Source organism: Caproiciproducens galactitolivorans, from assembly GCF_004768785.1.
Taxonomy (GTDB): Bacteria; Bacillota; Clostridia; order Oscillospirales; family Acutalibacteraceae; genus Caproiciproducens; species Caproiciproducens galactitolivorans.
On sequence record NZ_SRMQ01000006.1, the window covers coordinates 122,921 to 140,945 of the forward strand.

Below are 18,025 nucleotides of genomic sequence, written 5' to 3' on the forward strand. Positions count from 1 at the left end.
TTTTTCTCCTGTTATTTTAGTGTAATGAAGGCGTTCAGCCCGGTTGGTGCGTCGGGGTTTCCTCCGTTGGCAAGGGCCTTGGCAAGGGCGATCATCTGCATGGTGTAGATGAACGGTATACCGTAAACTTCGAAACGGTTGATGCCGCTGATGGAAATGTGAAGGTCGGATCCGTAAACATTGTTCTGCTCGGAACCGAAGGTGACCACGGTACCGTTGTGCTTCTTTACGTCGTCTATCATGTCGTGCTGATAGGAGTTCTCATTGGGTTGTACGGCAAAGATGGTGAGGGTCTTGGGACCGTTCAGCACCTTGGGTCCGTGACGATAATCGAGCATATTGAAGTACTTGCCGGGGGTGAGGGCAATTTCGGTAAAAGCAAGAGCGCCTTCCTCCGCAATGCCGCAAAGTACGCCGTCAGCAAGGACGACGACGTCTTCAAAGTCCTTTTTGCCGATGGTTTCCAGTTCCGCGCGGTATTTGTTCATGTGGTCCTTGTTCTGGTCAATCGCGGTTTTGACTTCTGCCTTCAGCTCGTCGTCGCCGTAGCAGATTGCGTTAATCAGCAGACCGGCAGTATACAAATTCGTGACAGAACGGGTTTGGCAGACGCTGTTGTCGTAAGCCCAGGGAAGGACGACGGTCAGGTCGGAAAGTGCCTCAAGAGCGCTGCTTTCCTTCATGGTAACGGACATGACCTTTACGTTTGAGGCCTTTTTCATGTGCTCGACAGCACGGACAATTTCCGTGGTTGTCCCAGAACGGGATAATACTAGCACAATGCTGTTTTCAATCGTATGGGCGTAGGTGCTGGGATTGACAAGGTAGTCGCCGCCCGCGAGCGCAACAGCGGAAGTGTTTGGGCGGGTGATAAACAGACGCTCGTTGCTCTTAGAGAGCATATAGCTGGAACCGCAGCCCAAGAATACAAACTTCCGCTGGGTGTTTTCACGGAAGAAATTCCGGATTTCATCTTCCTGCTTCAGAATCTGCGCATAGGTTTTATCAAGGGCTTCTTTCGTCGCCATGATTTCCTGTTCTGTTAAATACATTGTTTTTACCTCACTATCTGTTTTTTATTTTTGGGTAACCGACGGAAAATCCGCCGGGTTGAACTTAAAGAAGCACGGGAGCGCAGCTCCCATAACCGTAGAAAGCTGAGGCTTAACCAGTCGGCTGCCGAGCGCGTGAGTCTGTTCTTCAAAGGGAGGTAAAATCAATTATCCGCTTTAAAATGACCGCGGTTTTGGTTCCGACTCCGAGATCATATCTCATAGGTACTGCCTCTTTACAAAAACTTGTTATAACATTATAATAAGATTAACAAGAGAGAATGTCAATACACAAGAATAAATAAGGGTGTGAAAAAATGTTGGACGAAAATAGTGCAGTTCCTCTTTACCGCCAGCTTCAGAATATCTTTCAGAATAATATTGAAAGCGGAGTGTGGCCGGCGGAGGAGAAGCTCCCCACCGAGTCCGAACTTTGTCGGCAGTACGGGGTCAGCCGCATGACGGTCCGCCTGGCGCTGGAGGGACTGAAGACAAAGGGGCTGATCTACCGCAAACAGGGCAAAGGTTCCTATGTTCTTCAGCCAAAGGTGGAGCAGGAACTGTCGTCCTTTTACAGCTTCGGAAATAATATGCCAGATCATGGTCATACCATCACCAATAAGCTGATTTCCTTTGAAAAGGTAACCTCGCAGATTGCGGCGGAGGCACTTCGACTTCCGGAGAATGAGGAGCTTTTCTGCGTACAGCGGCTCCGTAGTGCGGACAGCACACCGTTCGCGCTGGAGAAATCCTACATTCCCTGCAAGATCTGCCCGAATCTTACCGGCGAGCTTGTTATAGAAAAGGGATTGTACAATGCGCTGCATCTTCTGGCGGGAATCACGCCAAACGCCGCAAAAGAATCGTTTGAAGCGGTGCTGATGAGTAAAAAACAGGCGGAAGCTCTGCAAACGGCGGGAAACCAGCCCGCGCTGCATGTGGAGCGCGTGACCAGCGCCGGCGGCATCCTTGTGGAGTACTGCGACAGTATCGTCCGCGGCGACCGTCTGAAATACAATATCATTCTAAGATAAGAAAAATAGGAGAGAATAGCATGATTACTACCGTTACACTCAATACTGCAATCGACCAGCTGTATCAAATAGACTCCTGCCGCACAGGCGGTGTCAACAGGGTGCAGAGCTGCATCAAGACCGCAGGAGGCAAAGGCGTCAATGTGGCCAGAGTTGCTTCCCTTGCGGGGGAAAAGGTTATAGCCGCGGGGATCGTCGGCGGTTTCCACGGAGCCTATTTCAAGTCCCTGCTTGCTCAGGACAAAATTGAGGGATGTTTTACTGACTCCGGTGTCGAAACCCGCTGCTGCATCAATGTTCGGGACAAGTCCACAGGCGAGCAGACGGAATTTCTGGAGCCCGGCGCCCAGCTGACGGAAAAAGCGCTGGAGGACTTTTATCAGACCTATCTGCAGTGTGTGGAGAAAAGCGATGTCATCACGATTTCCGGTAGTGTTCCAGCCGGTACGCCCGCCGATTATTACGGCAGACTGATTTCGACCGCAAGAAAAGCGGGGAAACGCGTGATTCTGGACACCAGCGGATCCATGCTCCGGGGCAGCATTGCAGCCAAGCCGACGATGATAAAGCCGAACGCGGACGAGATCCGTCAACTGACCGGCATTGCCGTCTCTTCGCACGAAGAGCTGATTCAAGCGGCGCAGAAGCTCCACGACGGAGGAATCGAGCTGGTCGTGATTTCCCTTGGCGGGGACGGTGCGCTGGTCGTGTCGGATGAAGGAGTCTTTCAGGGCGTTTGCCCCAAAATCGAAGTGGTCAACACGGTGGGCTGCGGTGACAGCATGGTCGCGGGATTTGCGGTGGGCATGGTGCGAAAGTACCCGCTCGAGGCGACGATCCGCTTTGCGCTTTCCGTCGCCTCGGCCAATGCGCTGCATGAAAAAACCGGCTTCTTCCGTGAGGACGACCTGAAAAGGCTTTTGTCCAGCACGATCGTAAACCGGCTCTAATCACGACAGTTATTCGCCGAATTTGGAATCAATCAGCGCAACAAGGGTATCAACGGCTTTTACCTCGTCTTCGCCTTCTGCGGTAATTTCGACCTTCATACCCTTGCTCAGGCTGAGCGACAGAATCAGAATAATGGATTTTGCGCTAACGGTTTCATCATCATCCACATTTTTAATGGTGATCTTTGATTTAAACTGAGAAGCGCACTTTACGAAATCGGAAGCCGGACGGGCGTGCAGCCCGGTTTGGTTGTTAATAGTTGTCTTTCTGGAATACATGGTGGATGCCTCCATTTAATTACTCTTTATTTCATGTTTCTTAAAATCAAGGAATCAAAGAAGAATGTCCTTCAGAGCTTCGTTCAAGTACTTTTCCACTTCCTGCGCCGTAGAAAGATCGAGAACTTTTGCCGCGATTTCCACGGCCTTTTTCATTTCCAGCTCATTGACCAGTTTTCTCGTCTGAGCGACGGAAGAAATGCTCATGCTCAGTTTGCGGACACCAAGCCCCATTAAAACGGCCGCGCCAAGGCGGTCGCCGCCCAGCTCGCCACAGACACAAACGGGCTTTCCGTTGTCAATAAAGCTTTTTGCGGCAATGTGAATCAGGCGGAAAAGCGCGGGGTTGTAGCTCTGGTAATATTCGCTGACAGCGGGGTTCAGGCGGTCAACGGCCATGGTGTACTGGCAGAGGTCGTTGGTGCCAATGCTCGCAAAGTCAACCTCTTTTGCCGCGAAGTCCGCCAAAAGCGCGATGGAGGGAATTTCAATCATAATTCCCAGTTTCACATCGGGTGAAAAGGCGATGCCTTCTTTGGTCAGTTCCGTTTTTACTTCTGCAGCAACCTGTTTCGCACGGCGGATGTCGTCCATGCTGGCGACCATGGGGAACATGATCCACAGGTTGCCGTACACGGAAGCGCGGTAAGCGGCGCGAAGCTGTGTGCGGAAAATGTCCGGCCTTTCAAAGCAGAGCCGCAGGGCGCGGTTGCCCAAAAAAGGATTTTCTTCGTGCGGCAGGTTCAGACAGTCGAGCTTTTTGTCGCCACCGATGTCCAGTGTGCGCAGGGTAACGGGGCGGTCGCCGAATTTTGTAAGAACCTCGCGGTAAATTTCAAACTGCTCTTCTTCCGTGGGCAGAGTGTCCCTACCCATATAAAGGAATTCTGTACGGAACAGGCCGACGCCGTCGGTGCATTTTGCGCCCTCCAACGACTGTTTACTGACGGAAGCCAGATTCAGTTCAATATCCACCCGTACTCCGTCGGGAGTAACGGCTTCTTTTTCCATATATGAGTTGATCTGTGCCTGCTGCGCCAGAAACCGGCTGCGTCTTTCGTCACAGTCCGCAAGTTGCTCTTGCGTTGGGTTACTGATGACCTGACCGGTCAGCGCATCGGCAATGACGGTCTCGCCCTGAGCGAAATGTGTTGTCGCATTCTCTACGCCCAGAATGGCGGGAATCCCGTAGCTTCTGGCAATAATAGCGGAGTGAGAAGTGCTGCCGCCGATTTCCGTAACAATAGCCAGAACATTTTTTCGATCCAAAGTAGCCGTATCGGATGGAAGCAGGTCGTGTACGACGATGACCGCGGGTGCGGGAAGAGAGGAGAGGTTCTTTTCCGCCACACCGTTCCACACACGGATCAGGCGCGTTTTTACGTCGCGAATGTCCGACGCCCGCTCCTTAATAAGCGGGTCGGGGGATTTTCCGAGAATACGGGCGTATTTTTCAAATACCTCGTCGATTGCCCTGTCTGGGGAGTAGCGGTCGCATTCAATCAGCTCGCGGATATCGCAGTCCATGGCCTCGTCGAACAGGATGTCGATATGTGCGGAGAAAATCTTTGCTTTTTCGGGGTCGGAGGTTTCTAGACGGGCACGAATGGCCTTAAGCTCCGACTCTGCGTTCTTTCTTGCATTTTCGTATTTATTCAACGCTTCGCTGACAGCGCTTTCTTCAAGCAGGGCTTCGCTGACAGCGGCGGCAAAGGGCTGGTAAAGAAAAACGGGACCCGCCGCAATTCCTTTTGATACGGGATTGCCGTGATGAATCATATGGTTTGTACCTCCTTAGAACTTGCTCGGAAAGGCTCGGTCAAATCCCGTCTTCCGCAGCGGCCGGCTGCGGCTTGGGTTTCTTCTTGAACTGTTTAATGCCGACTGCCCCCATCTCCATGGCGTCCTGCACATATTCTTCCATGGTTTCCTTTTCTCCCAGCAGAACGGAAGTAAGCATGGGCAAATTCAAGCCGGAAACAACTTCAATTTTCTTATTCGAAAACTCGTTTTTGAGTGTAACGGCGGTTTTGAAGGGAGATCCGCCGGCCAGGTCCACCAGAACCAAAATTTGATCTCCAAGCGATTCCATCGCCTGTCTGAGTTTGTGGGAAAGAGTGTCCACATTATCCGATTCTAGAAAATCCACACCCAAATAATTCTCTCTTGGGCCAACAATCAGTTTGGAGGCACTCATCATTCCGGTGGCAAAGCTGCCGTGTCCGGTTATCAATACTCCGATCATCGTTCTATTTACTCCTTTTATCAGTCAATCTATAATGCAGGCAATTGTGCACAGCTTCTGTATTCCCGGTTGAAACGGAATCGCTGTGATTCCTTGAAAACTGCCTTGGTTTCTTTTAAAAGTAAGGAAAGACCCGCTTACAGGATTTCCGAAGCGGCGTCCCGATCCAGAACCATAACCCCGTTGTTCACAAGCTGCATGACCGTGGCCGACAGCAAAGGTGTCGGTTTGGTTTGGCAGATCTTCTTTACAATTTCCGCCTTGGATTTTCCGCCCGCCTGCAAAACAACCTGATTAGCGTCTAAAATGTGGCGGATCCCCAGAGTGACCCCTCTGGAAAGGCGAACGGGTTTTGAAAAATATTTATTTCCTACCGTTTGGGTAACCTTGTCAAGCGTGACAACCTTCGCGTAGCTATCACAAAGGAAGAGCCAGGCTCATTCAAGGCCAGATGGCCGTTCATACCCAATCCTAAAAGAATAAAATCTATTCCGTTGCGTTCAAATATCAGCCGATCAATTCTCTTACATTCATTTTCCATGTCTTTTGCGTGGATATCAAACAAATGAATTTTTGAATCTTCAATGTGCAGCGACCCGTAAAAGTTTTTGAACGTTTTCCGATTCGTCGTCCAAATCCAGCCACTCGTCCAGTTCGACGAATTCCGCTCGGCTGAAGTCCGTTTGACCGCAGCCTGAACGTTTTTTCAGAATCTGATAGGTCCGGATTGCGGTGTTACCCGCAGCCAGGCACAGAAGCAGATCCGGCTTTTTCTTCACGGCCCCGCAGATCAGATCCGCGCAGTACTGTGACATCGCTTCAAAATCATCACAAATGACTGTTTTTGGAGGCATGCCTGTACTATCTGTGTTGGGGGAAGAAGTTTCTTCCTTTTTATCCTGTAACTTCATTGCTGAATCCTCCGATACTGCGTCATCGGTTCCTAACATTTGATAAGATGATGGTAGAGAAATGGGGTACAGAAAACTGTACCCCTATCACACTTACAAATTAAAGGATACCCAGGAAGGAAAGAAGAATGGCAAGACCGAAAGTAGCAGCAATCAGTACAACCGGGCTCATTTTCTTCTTCCTCAGGAAGAAATACATCAGCAGGGTATAACCAAAGGGCAGTATGTTTGGGAAAATCTTATCCAAGAAATCTTTTTGAATGGAAACTGTCTTGGAAGAATTTACTACGATTTCCGGAAGAAGGGAAATATGCACATAAGAGGCAATCAGTCCGCCGATAACCGTTACGCCCAGAATCGTGGCAACCTTGGAGATAATTCCCGAGTATTCCCGCAGCGTATCAACAGCTTTCAAACCTAAGTTGTAGCCGGCGTGTGTCCACGCAAGACGGAGAATAAAGATAGTCAGATAAACCGCAAAGAAAAGCAGCGGGCCGAGGATGCTTCCGCTCATTGCCATGGAGGCGGTGATTCCTGCGACAATAGGCAGAAGGGTGAACCAGAAGATTGCGTCGCCGATGCCGGCGAGTGGTGCGAACAGGGCAACTTTCAGACCTTTGATCGTGCTTCTGTTTTCCTTTGCTTCTTCCAGAGAGATCAGCAGTCCCATCAGGAAACCGACAAGGTTTGGGTGCGTGTTGATGAACTCAAGGTTATCTGTCATTGCTTCGGACAGTCCCTTTTTATCATCCTTATAGATTTTCTTCAGACAGCCCATCTGCGCCAGCAAAAAGCCGCCGCTTTGCATTCTCTCATAGTTGAAGCTGGCCTGAAGCAGGGAAGAACGCCAGCCGAGTTTGGTAATATCTTTTTTGGTAAGTACTTTTTCCGGAGCTGTGTTTTTATCAGATGCCTTCATTGCCGTCATCCCCCTCTACGTTCGATGCAACACCGGTTACAAATGCAGTTTTTCTTTTATTTCTTTCGCTGTTAAACACAATCAATGCCATTGCCATGCCAACGACGGCGACCGGAAGAAGATTTGAAAAAGGAATAAAGCTTGCAATGACAAAGCCTATAATAAGGTAAGGAACGAATTCGCCCTTGAGCATTACTTTCAGCAACATGCCAAAACCGACTGCCGGAAGAATGCCGCCTGCGATTTCAAAGCCGTGGGTCAGCCACTCGGGCATTGCCTTTACTAGTGCCTGCATTGCGTCTTGAGCAACATAGGCGCACAAGAAGACAACAATGCCATAGGAAACGGCTACAATGCCGGTTGTAAGGATGTTTAATTTCAAAAGGCTCTTGCCGTCTGCCTCTTCGGCGTATTTATCAGCTTTCTTCATAAAGAGTGAGAAGCTGGAGTAGTAGAACAGAATGATATACTGCATTAGGAAGCTGAACGGAAGGGCAAGACCGATTGCAGTTGCAGGGTCTTTGCCGGTGGTATAGGCGATGACGGTGGTCATAACACCTGCCAGTACAGGGTTCGGTGGCTGTGTGCCGCCGGCGGGGGTAAGCCCCGCGAAAGCCAGCTCGGTCAGTCCGCCTGCCATAAGGCCGAGCGGAACGTTTCCTAAGATAATACCCGTAAGGGTACAGACGATGATTGGCCGGAAAATAAACAAAGCCTCAAGCCAGAAATCAACGCCGACTATAATCGCCATAATGGCGAGCGCAATGCCTTGAGCTAAAGTAATTGCCATTAGTTTTTCCTCCTCAATTTTTATTCCAAAAGTTTCGCCGCGTGACCATAATTGCTGTTTGCTGTCTGTGAGATCCCTCCCTTTTTTCTTCACCCATGAATTATTTTTTTGGAATATACTCTTTGATGTCCCCGGGGACATCCTGAATATAGAGATCTACATTCATTGCCTGAATAGCCTGCAAATCCTCCATGTCTTTATCATTGACATAGACTTTTTTACTCAGCTGCCGTTTGCCGCTGGTGAAATGCATATTTCCCACGTTGACTTCCTTAATGGGTACGCCACCCTCGAGCAGAGTTCGGACAGCTGCCGGCGTCCTGCAAATAATGAAGATTTTTTGGCTGGGAGCAGCTTTGCCGATGATGTCAATCGTTTTTTGCAAAGTAAAGAAACGGATGCCCGCATTGGATGATTCAGCAGTCATTGCCATCAGCTGCTGCTGTATTTCATCGTGAGCCACGTCGTCGTCAGCGACTAAAAGAAGATTGGCACCCAGAGTCATCGTCCAAGTGACCCCCACTTGACCGTGGACAAGACGGTTGTCGATCCTTGTCAAGAGTATGTTTGGATTTCCCACTTAAAACACCCCTCAATAGTTGTTACAGATTTGCTAGATACGTTTTAACATATCATGCATGGAAATACAAGAATTATGACTTTTTTTCAGCCAGTTCAAAAACAGGTTTCGAATTTGAATTGATACCACTAGTACAAAAGGTTTTTTTATGATAGAATAATGCTGCTGTTTTTGTTTAAAATGACGAGACGGAAAGGAGTGCACACAATGTCAAATCTGCCATTGTATCAGGAACTGCACGATCACATTCTGAGGTATATCAATAGCCACGAATACCCCGAAAACGGTCTGCTTCCGTCGGAACGCGACATGTGCCAGATGTACAAGGTGAGCCGGTCCACCGTCAGGCAGGCGCTGGCCCTGCTGGAAGAAGAGAACATGGTTTATACGATTCACGGCATCGGTACTTTTGTAAAACCCAAGGTGTTTGAACAAAATCTCTCTCAGTTTTATTCTTTTACAGATGCTCTCAAAAAAATGAATATCTCGTTCTACAACCGTGTCCTTAGCTATGAAACGCTGATTCCCGGCCGCAGCCTTGCGCTGAAGCTGAAGGCGGACAGAAAGGTAACCTACCACAAGCTGGTACGCCTTTGTTTTGCCCGCGACTATCCTCTGATAATCGAAACAACTTATCTGCCGAAAAACCGGTTCGTTCATATCGATGTAAATGCTACCGAAAGTCAGTCGCTTTACGACTACCTCAGCGCTAAATACGGGCTGAAGGTGGATCACGCGACGGAAACCTTTGTCCCCATTCTGCCGGATTCCGAGCAGTGCGAGCTGCTGAAGATCTCCCCCAGGATTCCGTGCCTACAGCTGGAACGGTTCAGCTATGAGGACGGCTGTCTGGTGGAATATACCTCCTCAGTAGTACGGGGCGATAAATACGTTTTTAAAATTGAGCTGAATAATCAGAATAATCAGAAGTAATCTACCGTTCGACGGGCGCGCGCCGTGTTTTGCCGGGCCGCCCACCATGCTGTTTTTCAGGAGTAAAACCAGTCTGATGATGTATTTTCCGTCCCCCTGCTATTTTTACAAATACACTTGACAATTCCATGTACATTACCTATAATAACAAGGATGCTCGATGACGCGGGCATAGTGGATTGTGAGTTATAGTTAAGCCCTTTCACCGCACGGTGGTCAGGAATTTCACCGTGTATATCGTCAGCAACGAGGTGTAACTCAGTTTGGTAGAGTGCTTGGTTTGGGACCAAGATGCCGCAGGTTCAAGTCCTGTCACCTCGACCAAATAAACGGCAATCTGATTTAATGGATTGCCGTTTATTTCTACATAATAGCGAATTGTTTGCGCATTAAAAAGCTGGGGCTGCTTTAGCAAAAGCCTCAGCTTTAAATTTTTTAGTATCAATGAAAAGGGCCTCTCGTAATTGGGAGGCCTTTTTCTGCTACTCTTTAAACTTGTTTATTATTTCACCAATTTGTTTATCATTAATGCTATCATAAGTGTGATATGATTTATATGTTGGGTGATTCTTGTCCGAGTATAGTAAAATTGTAACGCCTCTCTCTAAATATGGTATAGTACAGGAAGAAAAGGAGAGGACAATGCGCCGGCGTTTCCAAAGCCACCATATCAAATTGGGTTTACAACTACCGTGAAGAAATGCCGGAATAATGATGAAGCCAAAAACGAATACGAACTTATGCAGGAAGTTCGCAAGCTGCGGCTGCAATTAGAAGAAGCTGAAAAGGAAAACCGCTTCTTAATTAGACGGTGGCGTTACAAAAACGCTAGGCCAGAACAGTCTCAGGAAATAACAAGTAACCGCTCGTTATCAATGCGCATAAAATAACCTAGAGCTATTTTTATGGCTATTAAACAACTTTAAGGAGTGATATTGTGGCTTTGCCAGCACAGCCGTGCAACTGTTCGCCGTATTCAAATATATGCTGTTGTGGTACGCAAACTGGGATAACCGTCGTTCAACCGAAGTGTCAAACCCTGCCCGATGGTTCAGTAGTCAACAACCCTGCCTTTGTTCTTGCTCTCAACGCATCATTTTGGACGTATAAATTTTCAATTGATTGCAATAGCGCAACAAGAGGAATAAGCGCAATTGGAATTCCTATTTGTCTCGAAATTAATGCAATAAATATCACCGTGGAAGAGAAAATTGATGGCTGCGGTAACTTTAATACTGTGCCGTTTGAACTCATTCAGAATGATCCGAATTTCGGCTCGGCCCCTACTGGTTTTCAGTTTCTGAAGATTGAAACAGGCGGCAGGTATGATAAAGGCCTTTGTGTCGAATACAGGATACGCATAATTGGAGATTACCCTGAAGCAGTTCAGCCAATAAGTGTTAAAGCTGCAACTGTTGTTTATAAATTTGCATGCACCGGCTGCTTTATTGTCCCTGGGTGTGTACCAAAAGGACAACTGCTCGTATCAAAAGAATGTGGCACTATTATCAGTAATAATCAGGCTTCATTTGAATATGAGGTCCATGTAGATAATGTTGGTAAAGGTGTTTTGAGCCTTGTGGAATTTGAAGATGTAATAACAATTCCTTCGCAATTATCAATAGGAGCTATTACAGTATCTCCGTCTTCCCTCAATGTAGATACCAGCACAACAGGACAAGTAAAAATATTTGGAAACATTGGAACAATCGAACCGGGCGGAAGAGTTGTTATAACTTATTCGATTCCTGTTGTCGCAATCAGCAGCCCCGGTGGTTATTTAATAAGCAATACAGCACGTGCCGCTGCGGAAGGTACGAAATCAGCAGATTTGTGTGGAACAACTTTGAATGTTGTAAAACTCAGTGCCGATAAATGCTGCTCCGTCAATGGCAGTATAGGAATCTTTAAGATGACAATTTCAAGTGTCGGTAATTCGCCGAATGTAGTTATTGATATATTTGATCGCATGCAAATACCTTTTGGGGTAACGGTTAATTTCTCGAGTTTCAACGGGTGTGAAGCATATTTTGCTGATACTCTTATACCCATACCTTTGAATACTAATATTGAAGGACCTGTCGGCATTGATATTATTTGCAGGAACGCTACTGTTCCTTCAAATGGAAGTTTTGAAAAAACGATTAGTTACTCTCTTGTTTCAAGTTCAGTAACTAAGGCTTCTGTTGTTAACACAATAACAAATGTATCTCCGAAAGATATTGAGAATCTTGTTTACGAGGGCACAGAAAACATTCCTGCTGCCGCAAATATAGAGGTAGAACTTCTCCAAACTTGCCGTACGCCCTGTATGTAAAACATTTAGGGAACCTCTGACTTAATCTTAAGATACCGGCTGTATGCCATGTTTGCCTGCGCCAATCTGTATGCTCTCGTACTGGCCGGGCGAAGTCTCCGTGGAACCTGACAAGGGCGCACGAGAGAAAATGGAGTTGAAACGGCGGAAAACACCATTTTTGGTGGGGTCAGTCTGAGTGAAATTGAAGATATTGGCCATTTATTCAGAGGTTCCCTAACAGAAATTCCTACCATTATGGATTTCTTATGTGTTTAATTTGATTTTACAATCTACCAAAGATTTGCTTTAGGTTAAATTAGACGGTGGCGTTACAAAAACGCTTGATCAGAACAGTATCCGCAAAAAAGCACAAGATTTCATGAAGAAGCTAAAGAAAACAAGTTTTTGACATTGGGATTGTAGTTAGCTCCAGCGACTTGAGTGGGAGTTAAGCCACCAAGACCTTGGTGCGGACGAATGAAATTAAAGAAGAAAATAAAAACGGGGAAGTTGTTATTTCATTTAAAATGATTTATAATGAAGAAAATTGTACGCCTGTGCACAGGCAGCACAGCGGGTTTTCTGGAGGAAGCCATGCGCAACAGATCTTACAAACATATCGGAAAAGAAGTCAGCCGTGCTGTACGGCGCGCTGTCCGTTCCGGCAATTTTGAAGAACTTGGCCGTGCGGTTGACGACGGCGTTCGGCAATTTACGGACTATGGAAATGAAATTTTCGAAGATTTGAAACAAGCTGTGCGCCGCCCGCCTTATCCTTACCCGCAAAATACCAAACCGGTTGGAACCCCTCCGAAAGGATCGGGTGATTTTGGACCGCCGGTTTATTCCGGTTTTCGCAGCAGGATGCCGGGCAGCATTTCCGGCCTTGTCTGTTCCATTGTCGGAGCCTCCCTCGGCATACCGTTTCTGATCGCAGACATTGCGGTTTTTATCGTAGGAGCCACCGGTTCGATTGCATTGTCGCATTTCATTGCAGCCGCCTCGGTTCTGGTTTCCTTTACGGCTGCCTCTTTCGGGCTGATGGGCTATGGGATTGCTTTGCGCCGCCGCGCCCGCCGCTTTGCGCGCTACCGCGACGCGATGGGCGGCGCGGTGTTCTGCTCAATCGACAAGCTTTCCGACATCGCGGGGGAAACGCCGGAGCGTACAAAAAAAGACCTGAAAAAGATGATTTCCAGCGGAGCCTGCCCGCAGGGGCATTTTGACCGCGATGAAACCTGTTTTATGGTGAATGACGAAACCTATAACGAGTTTTTACAGGCGGAAAGGGAATATGCCGCCCGTATGGAGGAAGCGAGGGCCGAAGAAGAGAAAAAGCAGGCGGATCCGAAGGAAACCGAGCTTTTGACTGCGATAGAAGAAGGCAACGGGTATTTGCGGCAGATTCGCGCCGTAAACGACGCCCTTCCGGGTGAAATCATTTCGGTAAAGCTGGACAAGCTTGAAAACGTCACAGCCCGTATTTTTGACTGTGTTCGGCAGCATCCTGAAAAGCTGCCGGATATCCGCCGCTTTATGCGGTATTATATGCCCACGACTCTGAAGCTGGTGAAGGCTTACGAAGAGTTTGAAACACAGCCGGTACAGGGGGAAAACATTACGAAGGCGAAGCAGGAAATCGAGCGGGCGCTGGATACCGTCAATGTAGCGTTTGCGAATTTGCTGGATTCCCTTTTTGCCGACGAGGCGCTTGATATTTCTGCGGATATTTCCACTTTGGAAACGATGCTGAAGCAGGAAGGCCTTACCGGAAACGATTTTGAAAAAACGTCGGGCAGTAAGCTTTCGTAAAAGACGCAATCCTAAAACATCATAAATGGGTAATGGAGGTTTACCATGAATCAGAACGAGATCCCTGCTCTTGAGCTTACCCTTGAGCCGTCCCCCGAGCAGCCTGTTTCCGCGCAGACGGTTCTTGAGCCGGCAGATTCCGAATTCGGGAAAGTACCGGAGCCGCAGCTTACCCCTGCCGAACAGAAGATGGTGGAGGAATTTGCCGCGAAGATCGATCTGACAAACAGCAATCAGATTTTGCAATACGGCGTGGGAGCTCAGAAAAAAATCGCGGATTTTTCCGAGAGCGCGTTGGAAAATGTGCGTACTAAGGATTTGGGCGAAGTCGGGCAGATGCTCGCCAACGTAGTAACGGAGCTGAAGAGTTTTGAAGTGGATGAAAAGGATAAGGGCTTCTTTGCGCGCTTTAAGCGCGGGGGAAACCGTATAATGGCTCTGAAAGCACGCTATGCAAAGGCGGAAGCCAATGTGGACCAAATCTGCGAAGCGCTGGAAGCGCATCAGGTACAGCTTTTGAAGGATATCTCTGTTCTGGATAAAATGTATGAGATCAATAAGACGTATTTTAAAGAGCTGTCCATGTATCTGCTTGCCGGAAAAAAGAAGCTGCAACAGGTGCGCTCAAACGATTTGCCCGCCTTACAGCGCAAGGCGCAGGCTTCCGGCTTGCCGGAGGACGCACAGGCCGCAAACGACCTTTCCAATATGTGCGACCGCTTTGAAAAGAAGCTGCATGACTTGGATTTGACGCGTGTGATTTCCATTCAGATGGCGCCGCAGCTCCGTTTGATACAGAACAACGATTTGACGATGAGCGAAAAAATCCAGTCCACCCTTGTCAATACCATCCCTCTCTGGAAAAGCCAGATGGTGCTGGCGCTGGGGGTGGAGCATTCCACACAGGCCGCGAAAGCGCAACGTGAGGTTACCGATATGACGAACGCCCTTCTGCGCAAGAACGCGGATGCGTTGAAAATGGCAACCATTGAAACACAGAAGGAATCCGAGCGCGGCATTGTGGATATTGAAACATTAAAGCATACCAACGAGTCGCTCATCGCTACGCTGGACGAGGTCATGCAAATCCAGAAGGAAAGCCGCGAGAAGCGCGCGCAGGCCGAGCAGGAGCTTCGAAAGCTAGAAACGGATCTGAAAAACAAGCTCCTGCAGCTGCGCTGAATTTTGAAATTCGAAATTTATTTATAGAAAAGCCATTACAGATCAAACTCCCCCTTGCCGATTCTTTTGCCGGCAAGGGGGAGTATCACATTTGTATCTATCAGGCATTTGCGGCTTTTCAGCCTTGGATTCCGAAGTTATTCGTATTCAATTTTAAATCCGGTGTGCTCGATGCAGTTTTTGATTTCCAGCTCAGTCGCGGGTTCGTTGTAATCTACCTTAACGGTGCCCGTCGACAGATTCACGCCAACCTCTTGAACGCCTTTCAGTTTATTCAGCGCGTTTTTAATCTGGGTTTTGCCTTCTTTGTTCTGAATTCCGGAAACACTGCATAATACGGTGTTCATTAAATCGCCCTCCCTGTATTTTATGAATTTAACCACCATTTTTTTCATGCCCCGCGCTGTGCGTCCCGATTTTGCGCCCGTTGCAGATGCCTGCGTCCGCATTTTCCCTCGGCTTCATTCTGCGCAGTTCGGGGTTGTTTTTTCCTCTGTCTTTCATTCGGTTTTTATTATTGTCCATCGTTTTATTCCTTTCCTAAAAGCCTTCTGCTCCGCAATTTAGTATTTCCGGAAACTTAAAATTTATGCAAATTTTTGTGCAAGACCTGTAAAGGTGGGGCGCTTTCTGTATGAACAGCAGAGCCTGTTTTCCACATTTTCAAAAGAATCCGTTGAAAATAAATCGTCCAAATGAATCGGCTGTGTTTTGTTTGCACTTGCAGTTTCGTATCCGGAAGATATAAAATATAGAATATCAATCAGCTTTCCCGGATTAAGGCGCAATAAGGGGGGATTTCATGCGTTTCCAAATCGTTCAGGGAGATATCACGAAAATGCGCACCGATGCCATCGTAAACGCGGCCAATACTTCTTTATTAGGCGGCGGGGGCGTGGACGGCGCCATCCATCGCGCGGCGGGGCCGGAGCTTCTTGCGGAATGCCGGACGTTTCACGGCTGTGAAACCGGGCAGGCAAAAATTACGAAGGGTTACCGTCTTCCCGCGAAATACGTGATTCATACGCCGGGGCCGGTATGGCACGGCGGGAACAATGGGGAGCCGGAACTTCTGCAAAGTTGCTACCGCTCCTGTCTTTCGCTGGCGGCGCAAAACCATTGTTGCTCAGTCGCCTTCCCGTCCATCAGCACGGGCGTGTATCGTTTTCCGCTGAAGCTGGCGGCGGAAATCGCGGTAAAAACCATATTGGATTATTGCCGGGATCACAAAGGGATCGAAGAAGTTTTTATGGTCTGCTTTGATTCCAATACAAAAGCTGTTTACGACGAGGCATTTAAAAAGGAAACGATGGCAATATGAACGCACCCGGGCGGAATAATACCTCCCGGGTGCATTTTATTCGGCGTCCATTGGAAGCCCGTCAAGCATTCTGACCAGCTTCAGATACTTGTTCAATAATTCCGTATGGTCCTGTTTCATTTGAACAATTTCAAAATGATCAACATTATCAATCGTTTCAATGTAATTCCAAACTCCTTTTTCGGGGTGGCCGTTATAATCCGTCTCTGTGTCTTTCGAGTAAACCTTCGGGCTGGAGGACGAGATCACGCTTACGATCCCGTCGTTTTTCCACCATGAGCGGTCAATGGGAACTTCGCCGGGGTGGTCGTTTGTGTAACGGCCCATAAAGATGGAGGATCTCCTTAAAGCGTTGCTCATATTGGAATTCGGTACCTGATATCCCGTGATAGGGGATTCATGAGTGTCAAGACAGCCGATGGAGAAGTAGTAAACGTCGCTCTGCGCGTGCACCCAGGCGTTCAGTTCTCCTGCGCCTTCGGGCGAAAGATCCCAAACGCTCAAATCCTTTGTCTTTTTCCACAGGTTGCTTTTCATAACGCGCTTATAATAGCTGGCGTAGGATTCCCCTTTGTTCCTTTTTAGCCCCCACTGATCCAACTGGAAATCAATGTTTGCTTCGGAGGGGTCAACAGCGGCGCCGTTCTTTGCCGCCCAGGCCGCATAAAACTGGTTAATCAGCGGTTCCATTTGGTATTTTTCATGGGCGACCTGGCTGCCGTCGTGCGGGGTGGCAATGGTGGTAACGCTGTTTACCCACGACTTGCCGCCGCTAAACAGCGGGCTTAATTCGTCGGCTGGGGTTACCCTTTTCTCGTCAGCGCTTCCGTTTTCCAGTAATTGTACAAGGGTGCGGATGGTCTGCCCACCCATGCTGTGGCCGATCAGGTTGATTTTGCGGATATCGCCGGAAGCGGTTGTTTCCCCAAACTCTTTATAAATCCCAGGGTAAGTGCGGCCGTATCTAGCATGCCCGTATTTTTCGGCATGCGCTTTGCCGTAGTCCACCGTACCGCCTTTCAGGTAAGCGTAAAGCTCGCATGCCCGGTCCCAGTTGCTTGAAATCGGCCCGATGGTAGGAGTATATACGGCGTATCCCTTGTCGCACAACCACTCCCGTAAGCTGTTGGAGCCTCCCCAATAATAAATATCCCTCATTTCATTGTTGCCCCAGCCGAAAAGGCCGTGAACCATCACAATGGGATAATGCGCCTGTTCGGTTTCCTTTGCGTAGGCTTGATTTAGCGGAAAATAAAAGACGCTAGTCAGAGCAAATACCAATACAAGAAGTTTTGCTATGTGTTTCTTCATGAATTTCACCCTTTCAAATTTTTCTTTATTCGGTAAGGGTGATTCATGCAGCCATACGACCATCCCCTTTTGCATTTATTTCTTACACGAAAATAATATCCTTTCTTGTCAGGGCTTATGACGTTTTTTAGACAAAATCCGTAATTTGATAAAATGAAAAATGTAGTTGTAAGAATAGTGTTTAACTTTTGTACTAGAAGGATAGATTGCCGGAGATAAAATCACTTCGGTTCCGATTCTTAAAGAAAAAATCAAAAAAAATTAAAAAATTTTAAAAAAGGGGTTGACTAAAAGGGCTGGATTTGGTATTATAGTCAAGCGCCTTACGGAAGGCGCAAACGGAAAAACAAAGCCGAAGCCGCGAAAACGCAGAGCAGAAGCGAAGTTTGACCGGCCAGGACCTTGAA

At 47.9% G+C, this 18,025-nt stretch carries 19 protein-coding genes and 1 tRNA gene; 8 read left to right on the forward strand and 12 right to left on the reverse strand.

What is annotated here, in order from left to right:
• Nucleotides 1-11: 11 nt before the first annotated feature.
• Complete coding sequence (locus CAGA_RS07925) at nt 12-1,052, reverse strand: SIS domain-containing protein (RefSeq protein ID WP_135659600.1); 1,041 nt, start codon at nt 1,050-1,052, stop codon at nt 12-14.
• Nucleotides 1,053-1,369: 317 nt separating this feature from the next.
• On the opposite strand from CAGA_RS07925, the gene CAGA_RS07930 reads away from it, so the two are divergent.
• Together CAGA_RS07930 and pfkB are read left to right on the forward strand one after the other, a co-directional pair.
• Nucleotides 1,370-2,086 carry a GntR family transcriptional regulator gene (locus tag CAGA_RS07930; protein WP_135659603.1) on the forward strand — a complete coding sequence of 239 codons (717 nt, stop codon included), beginning with the start codon at nt 1,370-1,372 and terminating at the stop codon, nt 2,084-2,086.
• A 20-nt stretch (nt 2,087-2,106) separates the two neighbouring features.
• Nucleotides 2,107-3,036 carry a 1-phosphofructokinase gene (gene pfkB, locus CAGA_RS07935; RefSeq protein WP_135659605.1) on the forward strand — a complete coding sequence of 310 codons (930 nt, stop codon included), beginning with the start codon at nt 2,107-2,109 and terminating at the stop codon, nt 3,034-3,036.
• Between the two features lie 9 nt (nt 3,037-3,045).
• Here the strand turns inward: pfkB and CAGA_RS07940 are convergent, their stop codons facing one another.
• The 8 genes from CAGA_RS07940 to agaB all read right to left on the reverse strand — a co-directional run bounded on the left by CAGA_RS07940 (nt 3,046) and on the right by agaB (nt 8,760).
• Nucleotides 3,046-3,315, reverse strand: a complete 270-nt coding sequence (locus CAGA_RS07940) for an HPr family phosphocarrier protein (protein ID WP_135659607.1) — start codon at nt 3,313-3,315, stop codon at nt 3,046-3,048.
• 54 nt (nt 3,316-3,369) lie between these two features.
• Nucleotides 3,370-5,094, reverse strand: coding sequence for a phosphoenolpyruvate--protein phosphotransferase (gene ptsP, locus CAGA_RS07945; protein ID WP_243112988.1), 1,725 nt, complete (start codon nt 5,092-5,094; stop codon nt 3,370-3,372).
• A 40-nt stretch (nt 5,095-5,134) separates the two neighbouring features.
• Nucleotides 5,135-5,560 (reverse strand): PTS sugar transporter subunit IIA, encoded by a 426-nt coding sequence (locus tag CAGA_RS07950; protein ID WP_135659609.1) that lies wholly within the window; start codon nt 5,558-5,560, stop codon nt 5,135-5,137.
• A gap of 137 nt (nt 5,561-5,697) precedes the next feature.
• On the reverse strand, nt 5,698-5,844 hold the full coding sequence (locus CAGA_RS12660) for a hypothetical protein (protein WP_167875184.1): 147 nt from the start codon (nt 5,842-5,844) through the stop codon (nt 5,698-5,700).
• Nucleotides 5,845-6,141: 297 nt separating this feature from the next.
• Entirely contained in the window at nt 6,142-6,471 is a 330-nt protein-coding gene (locus tag CAGA_RS07955; RefSeq protein ID WP_135659611.1) for a sugar phosphate isomerase family, read from the reverse strand.
• A gap of 100 nt (nt 6,472-6,571) precedes the next feature.
• Complete coding sequence (gene agaD, locus CAGA_RS07960; RefSeq protein ID WP_135659613.1) at nt 6,572-7,390, reverse strand: PTS galactosamine transporter subunit IID; 819 nt, start codon at nt 7,388-7,390, stop codon at nt 6,572-6,574.
• A complete protein-coding gene (agaC, locus tag CAGA_RS07965; protein WP_135659615.1) occupies nt 7,377-8,180 on the reverse strand; it encodes a PTS galactosamine transporter subunit IIC in 804 nt (267 codons plus the stop codon). Before agaC ends, agaD begins: the two co-directional genes overlap by 14 nt.
• Before the next feature lie 100 nt (nt 8,181-8,280).
• Entirely contained in the window at nt 8,281-8,760 is a 480-nt protein-coding gene (agaB, locus tag CAGA_RS07970) for a PTS galactosamine transporter subunit IIB (RefSeq protein WP_135659617.1), read from the reverse strand.
• Nucleotides 8,761-8,967: 207 nt separating this feature from the next.
• Between agaB and CAGA_RS07975 the strand changes: the two genes are divergently transcribed.
• From CAGA_RS07975 to CAGA_RS07995, 5 genes are all read left to right on the forward strand, one after another.
• On the forward strand, nt 8,968-9,693 hold the full coding sequence (locus CAGA_RS07975) for a GntR family transcriptional regulator (RefSeq protein ID WP_135659619.1): 726 nt from the start codon (nt 8,968-8,970) through the stop codon (nt 9,691-9,693).
• Between the two features lie 247 nt (nt 9,694-9,940).
• Nucleotides 9,941-10,017 (forward strand) — tRNA-Pro (locus CAGA_RS07980).
• Nucleotides 10,018-10,630: 613 nt separating this feature from the next.
• Nucleotides 10,631-12,010 (forward strand): hypothetical protein, encoded by a 1,380-nt coding sequence (locus tag CAGA_RS07985; RefSeq protein ID WP_135659621.1) that lies wholly within the window; start codon nt 10,631-10,633, stop codon nt 12,008-12,010.
• A 576-nt stretch (nt 12,011-12,586) separates the two neighbouring features.
• Nucleotides 12,587-13,804, forward strand: a complete 1,218-nt coding sequence (locus CAGA_RS07990) for a 5-bromo-4-chloroindolyl phosphate hydrolysis family protein (protein ID WP_167875185.1) — start codon at nt 12,587-12,589, stop codon at nt 13,802-13,804.
• A 45-nt stretch (nt 13,805-13,849) separates the two neighbouring features.
• Nucleotides 13,850-14,986 (forward strand): toxic anion resistance protein, encoded by a 1,137-nt coding sequence (locus CAGA_RS07995; protein ID WP_135659625.1) that lies wholly within the window; start codon nt 13,850-13,852, stop codon nt 14,984-14,986.
• A gap of 137 nt (nt 14,987-15,123) precedes the next feature.
• Here the strand turns inward: CAGA_RS07995 and CAGA_RS08000 are convergent, their stop codons facing one another.
• Nucleotides 15,124-15,333, reverse strand: a complete 210-nt coding sequence (locus CAGA_RS08000) for a heavy-metal-associated domain-containing protein (RefSeq protein WP_135659627.1) — start codon at nt 15,331-15,333, stop codon at nt 15,124-15,126.
• Nucleotides 15,334-15,361: 28 nt separating this feature from the next.
• The gene (locus CAGA_RS12665) at nt 15,362-15,511 is read right to left on the reverse strand and encodes a hypothetical protein (protein WP_167875186.1); all 150 of its coding nucleotides are present in this window, start codon (nt 15,509-15,511) and stop codon (nt 15,362-15,364) included.
• A gap of 277 nt (nt 15,512-15,788) precedes the next feature.
• Here CAGA_RS12665 and CAGA_RS08005 point away from each other — a divergent pair, with 277 nt between their 5' ends.
• Nucleotides 15,789-16,307 carry an O-acetyl-ADP-ribose deacetylase gene (locus CAGA_RS08005; RefSeq protein WP_135659629.1) on the forward strand — a complete coding sequence of 173 codons (519 nt, stop codon included), beginning with the start codon at nt 15,789-15,791 and terminating at the stop codon, nt 16,305-16,307.
• Between the two features lie 36 nt (nt 16,308-16,343).
• On the opposite strand, the gene CAGA_RS08010 is transcribed toward CAGA_RS08005, so the two are convergent.
• Nucleotides 16,344-17,618 carry an esterase/lipase family protein gene (locus tag CAGA_RS08010; protein ID WP_135659631.1) on the reverse strand — a complete coding sequence of 425 codons (1,275 nt, stop codon included), beginning with the start codon at nt 17,616-17,618 and terminating at the stop codon, nt 16,344-16,346.
• Nucleotides 17,619-18,025: the final 407 nt, after the last annotated feature.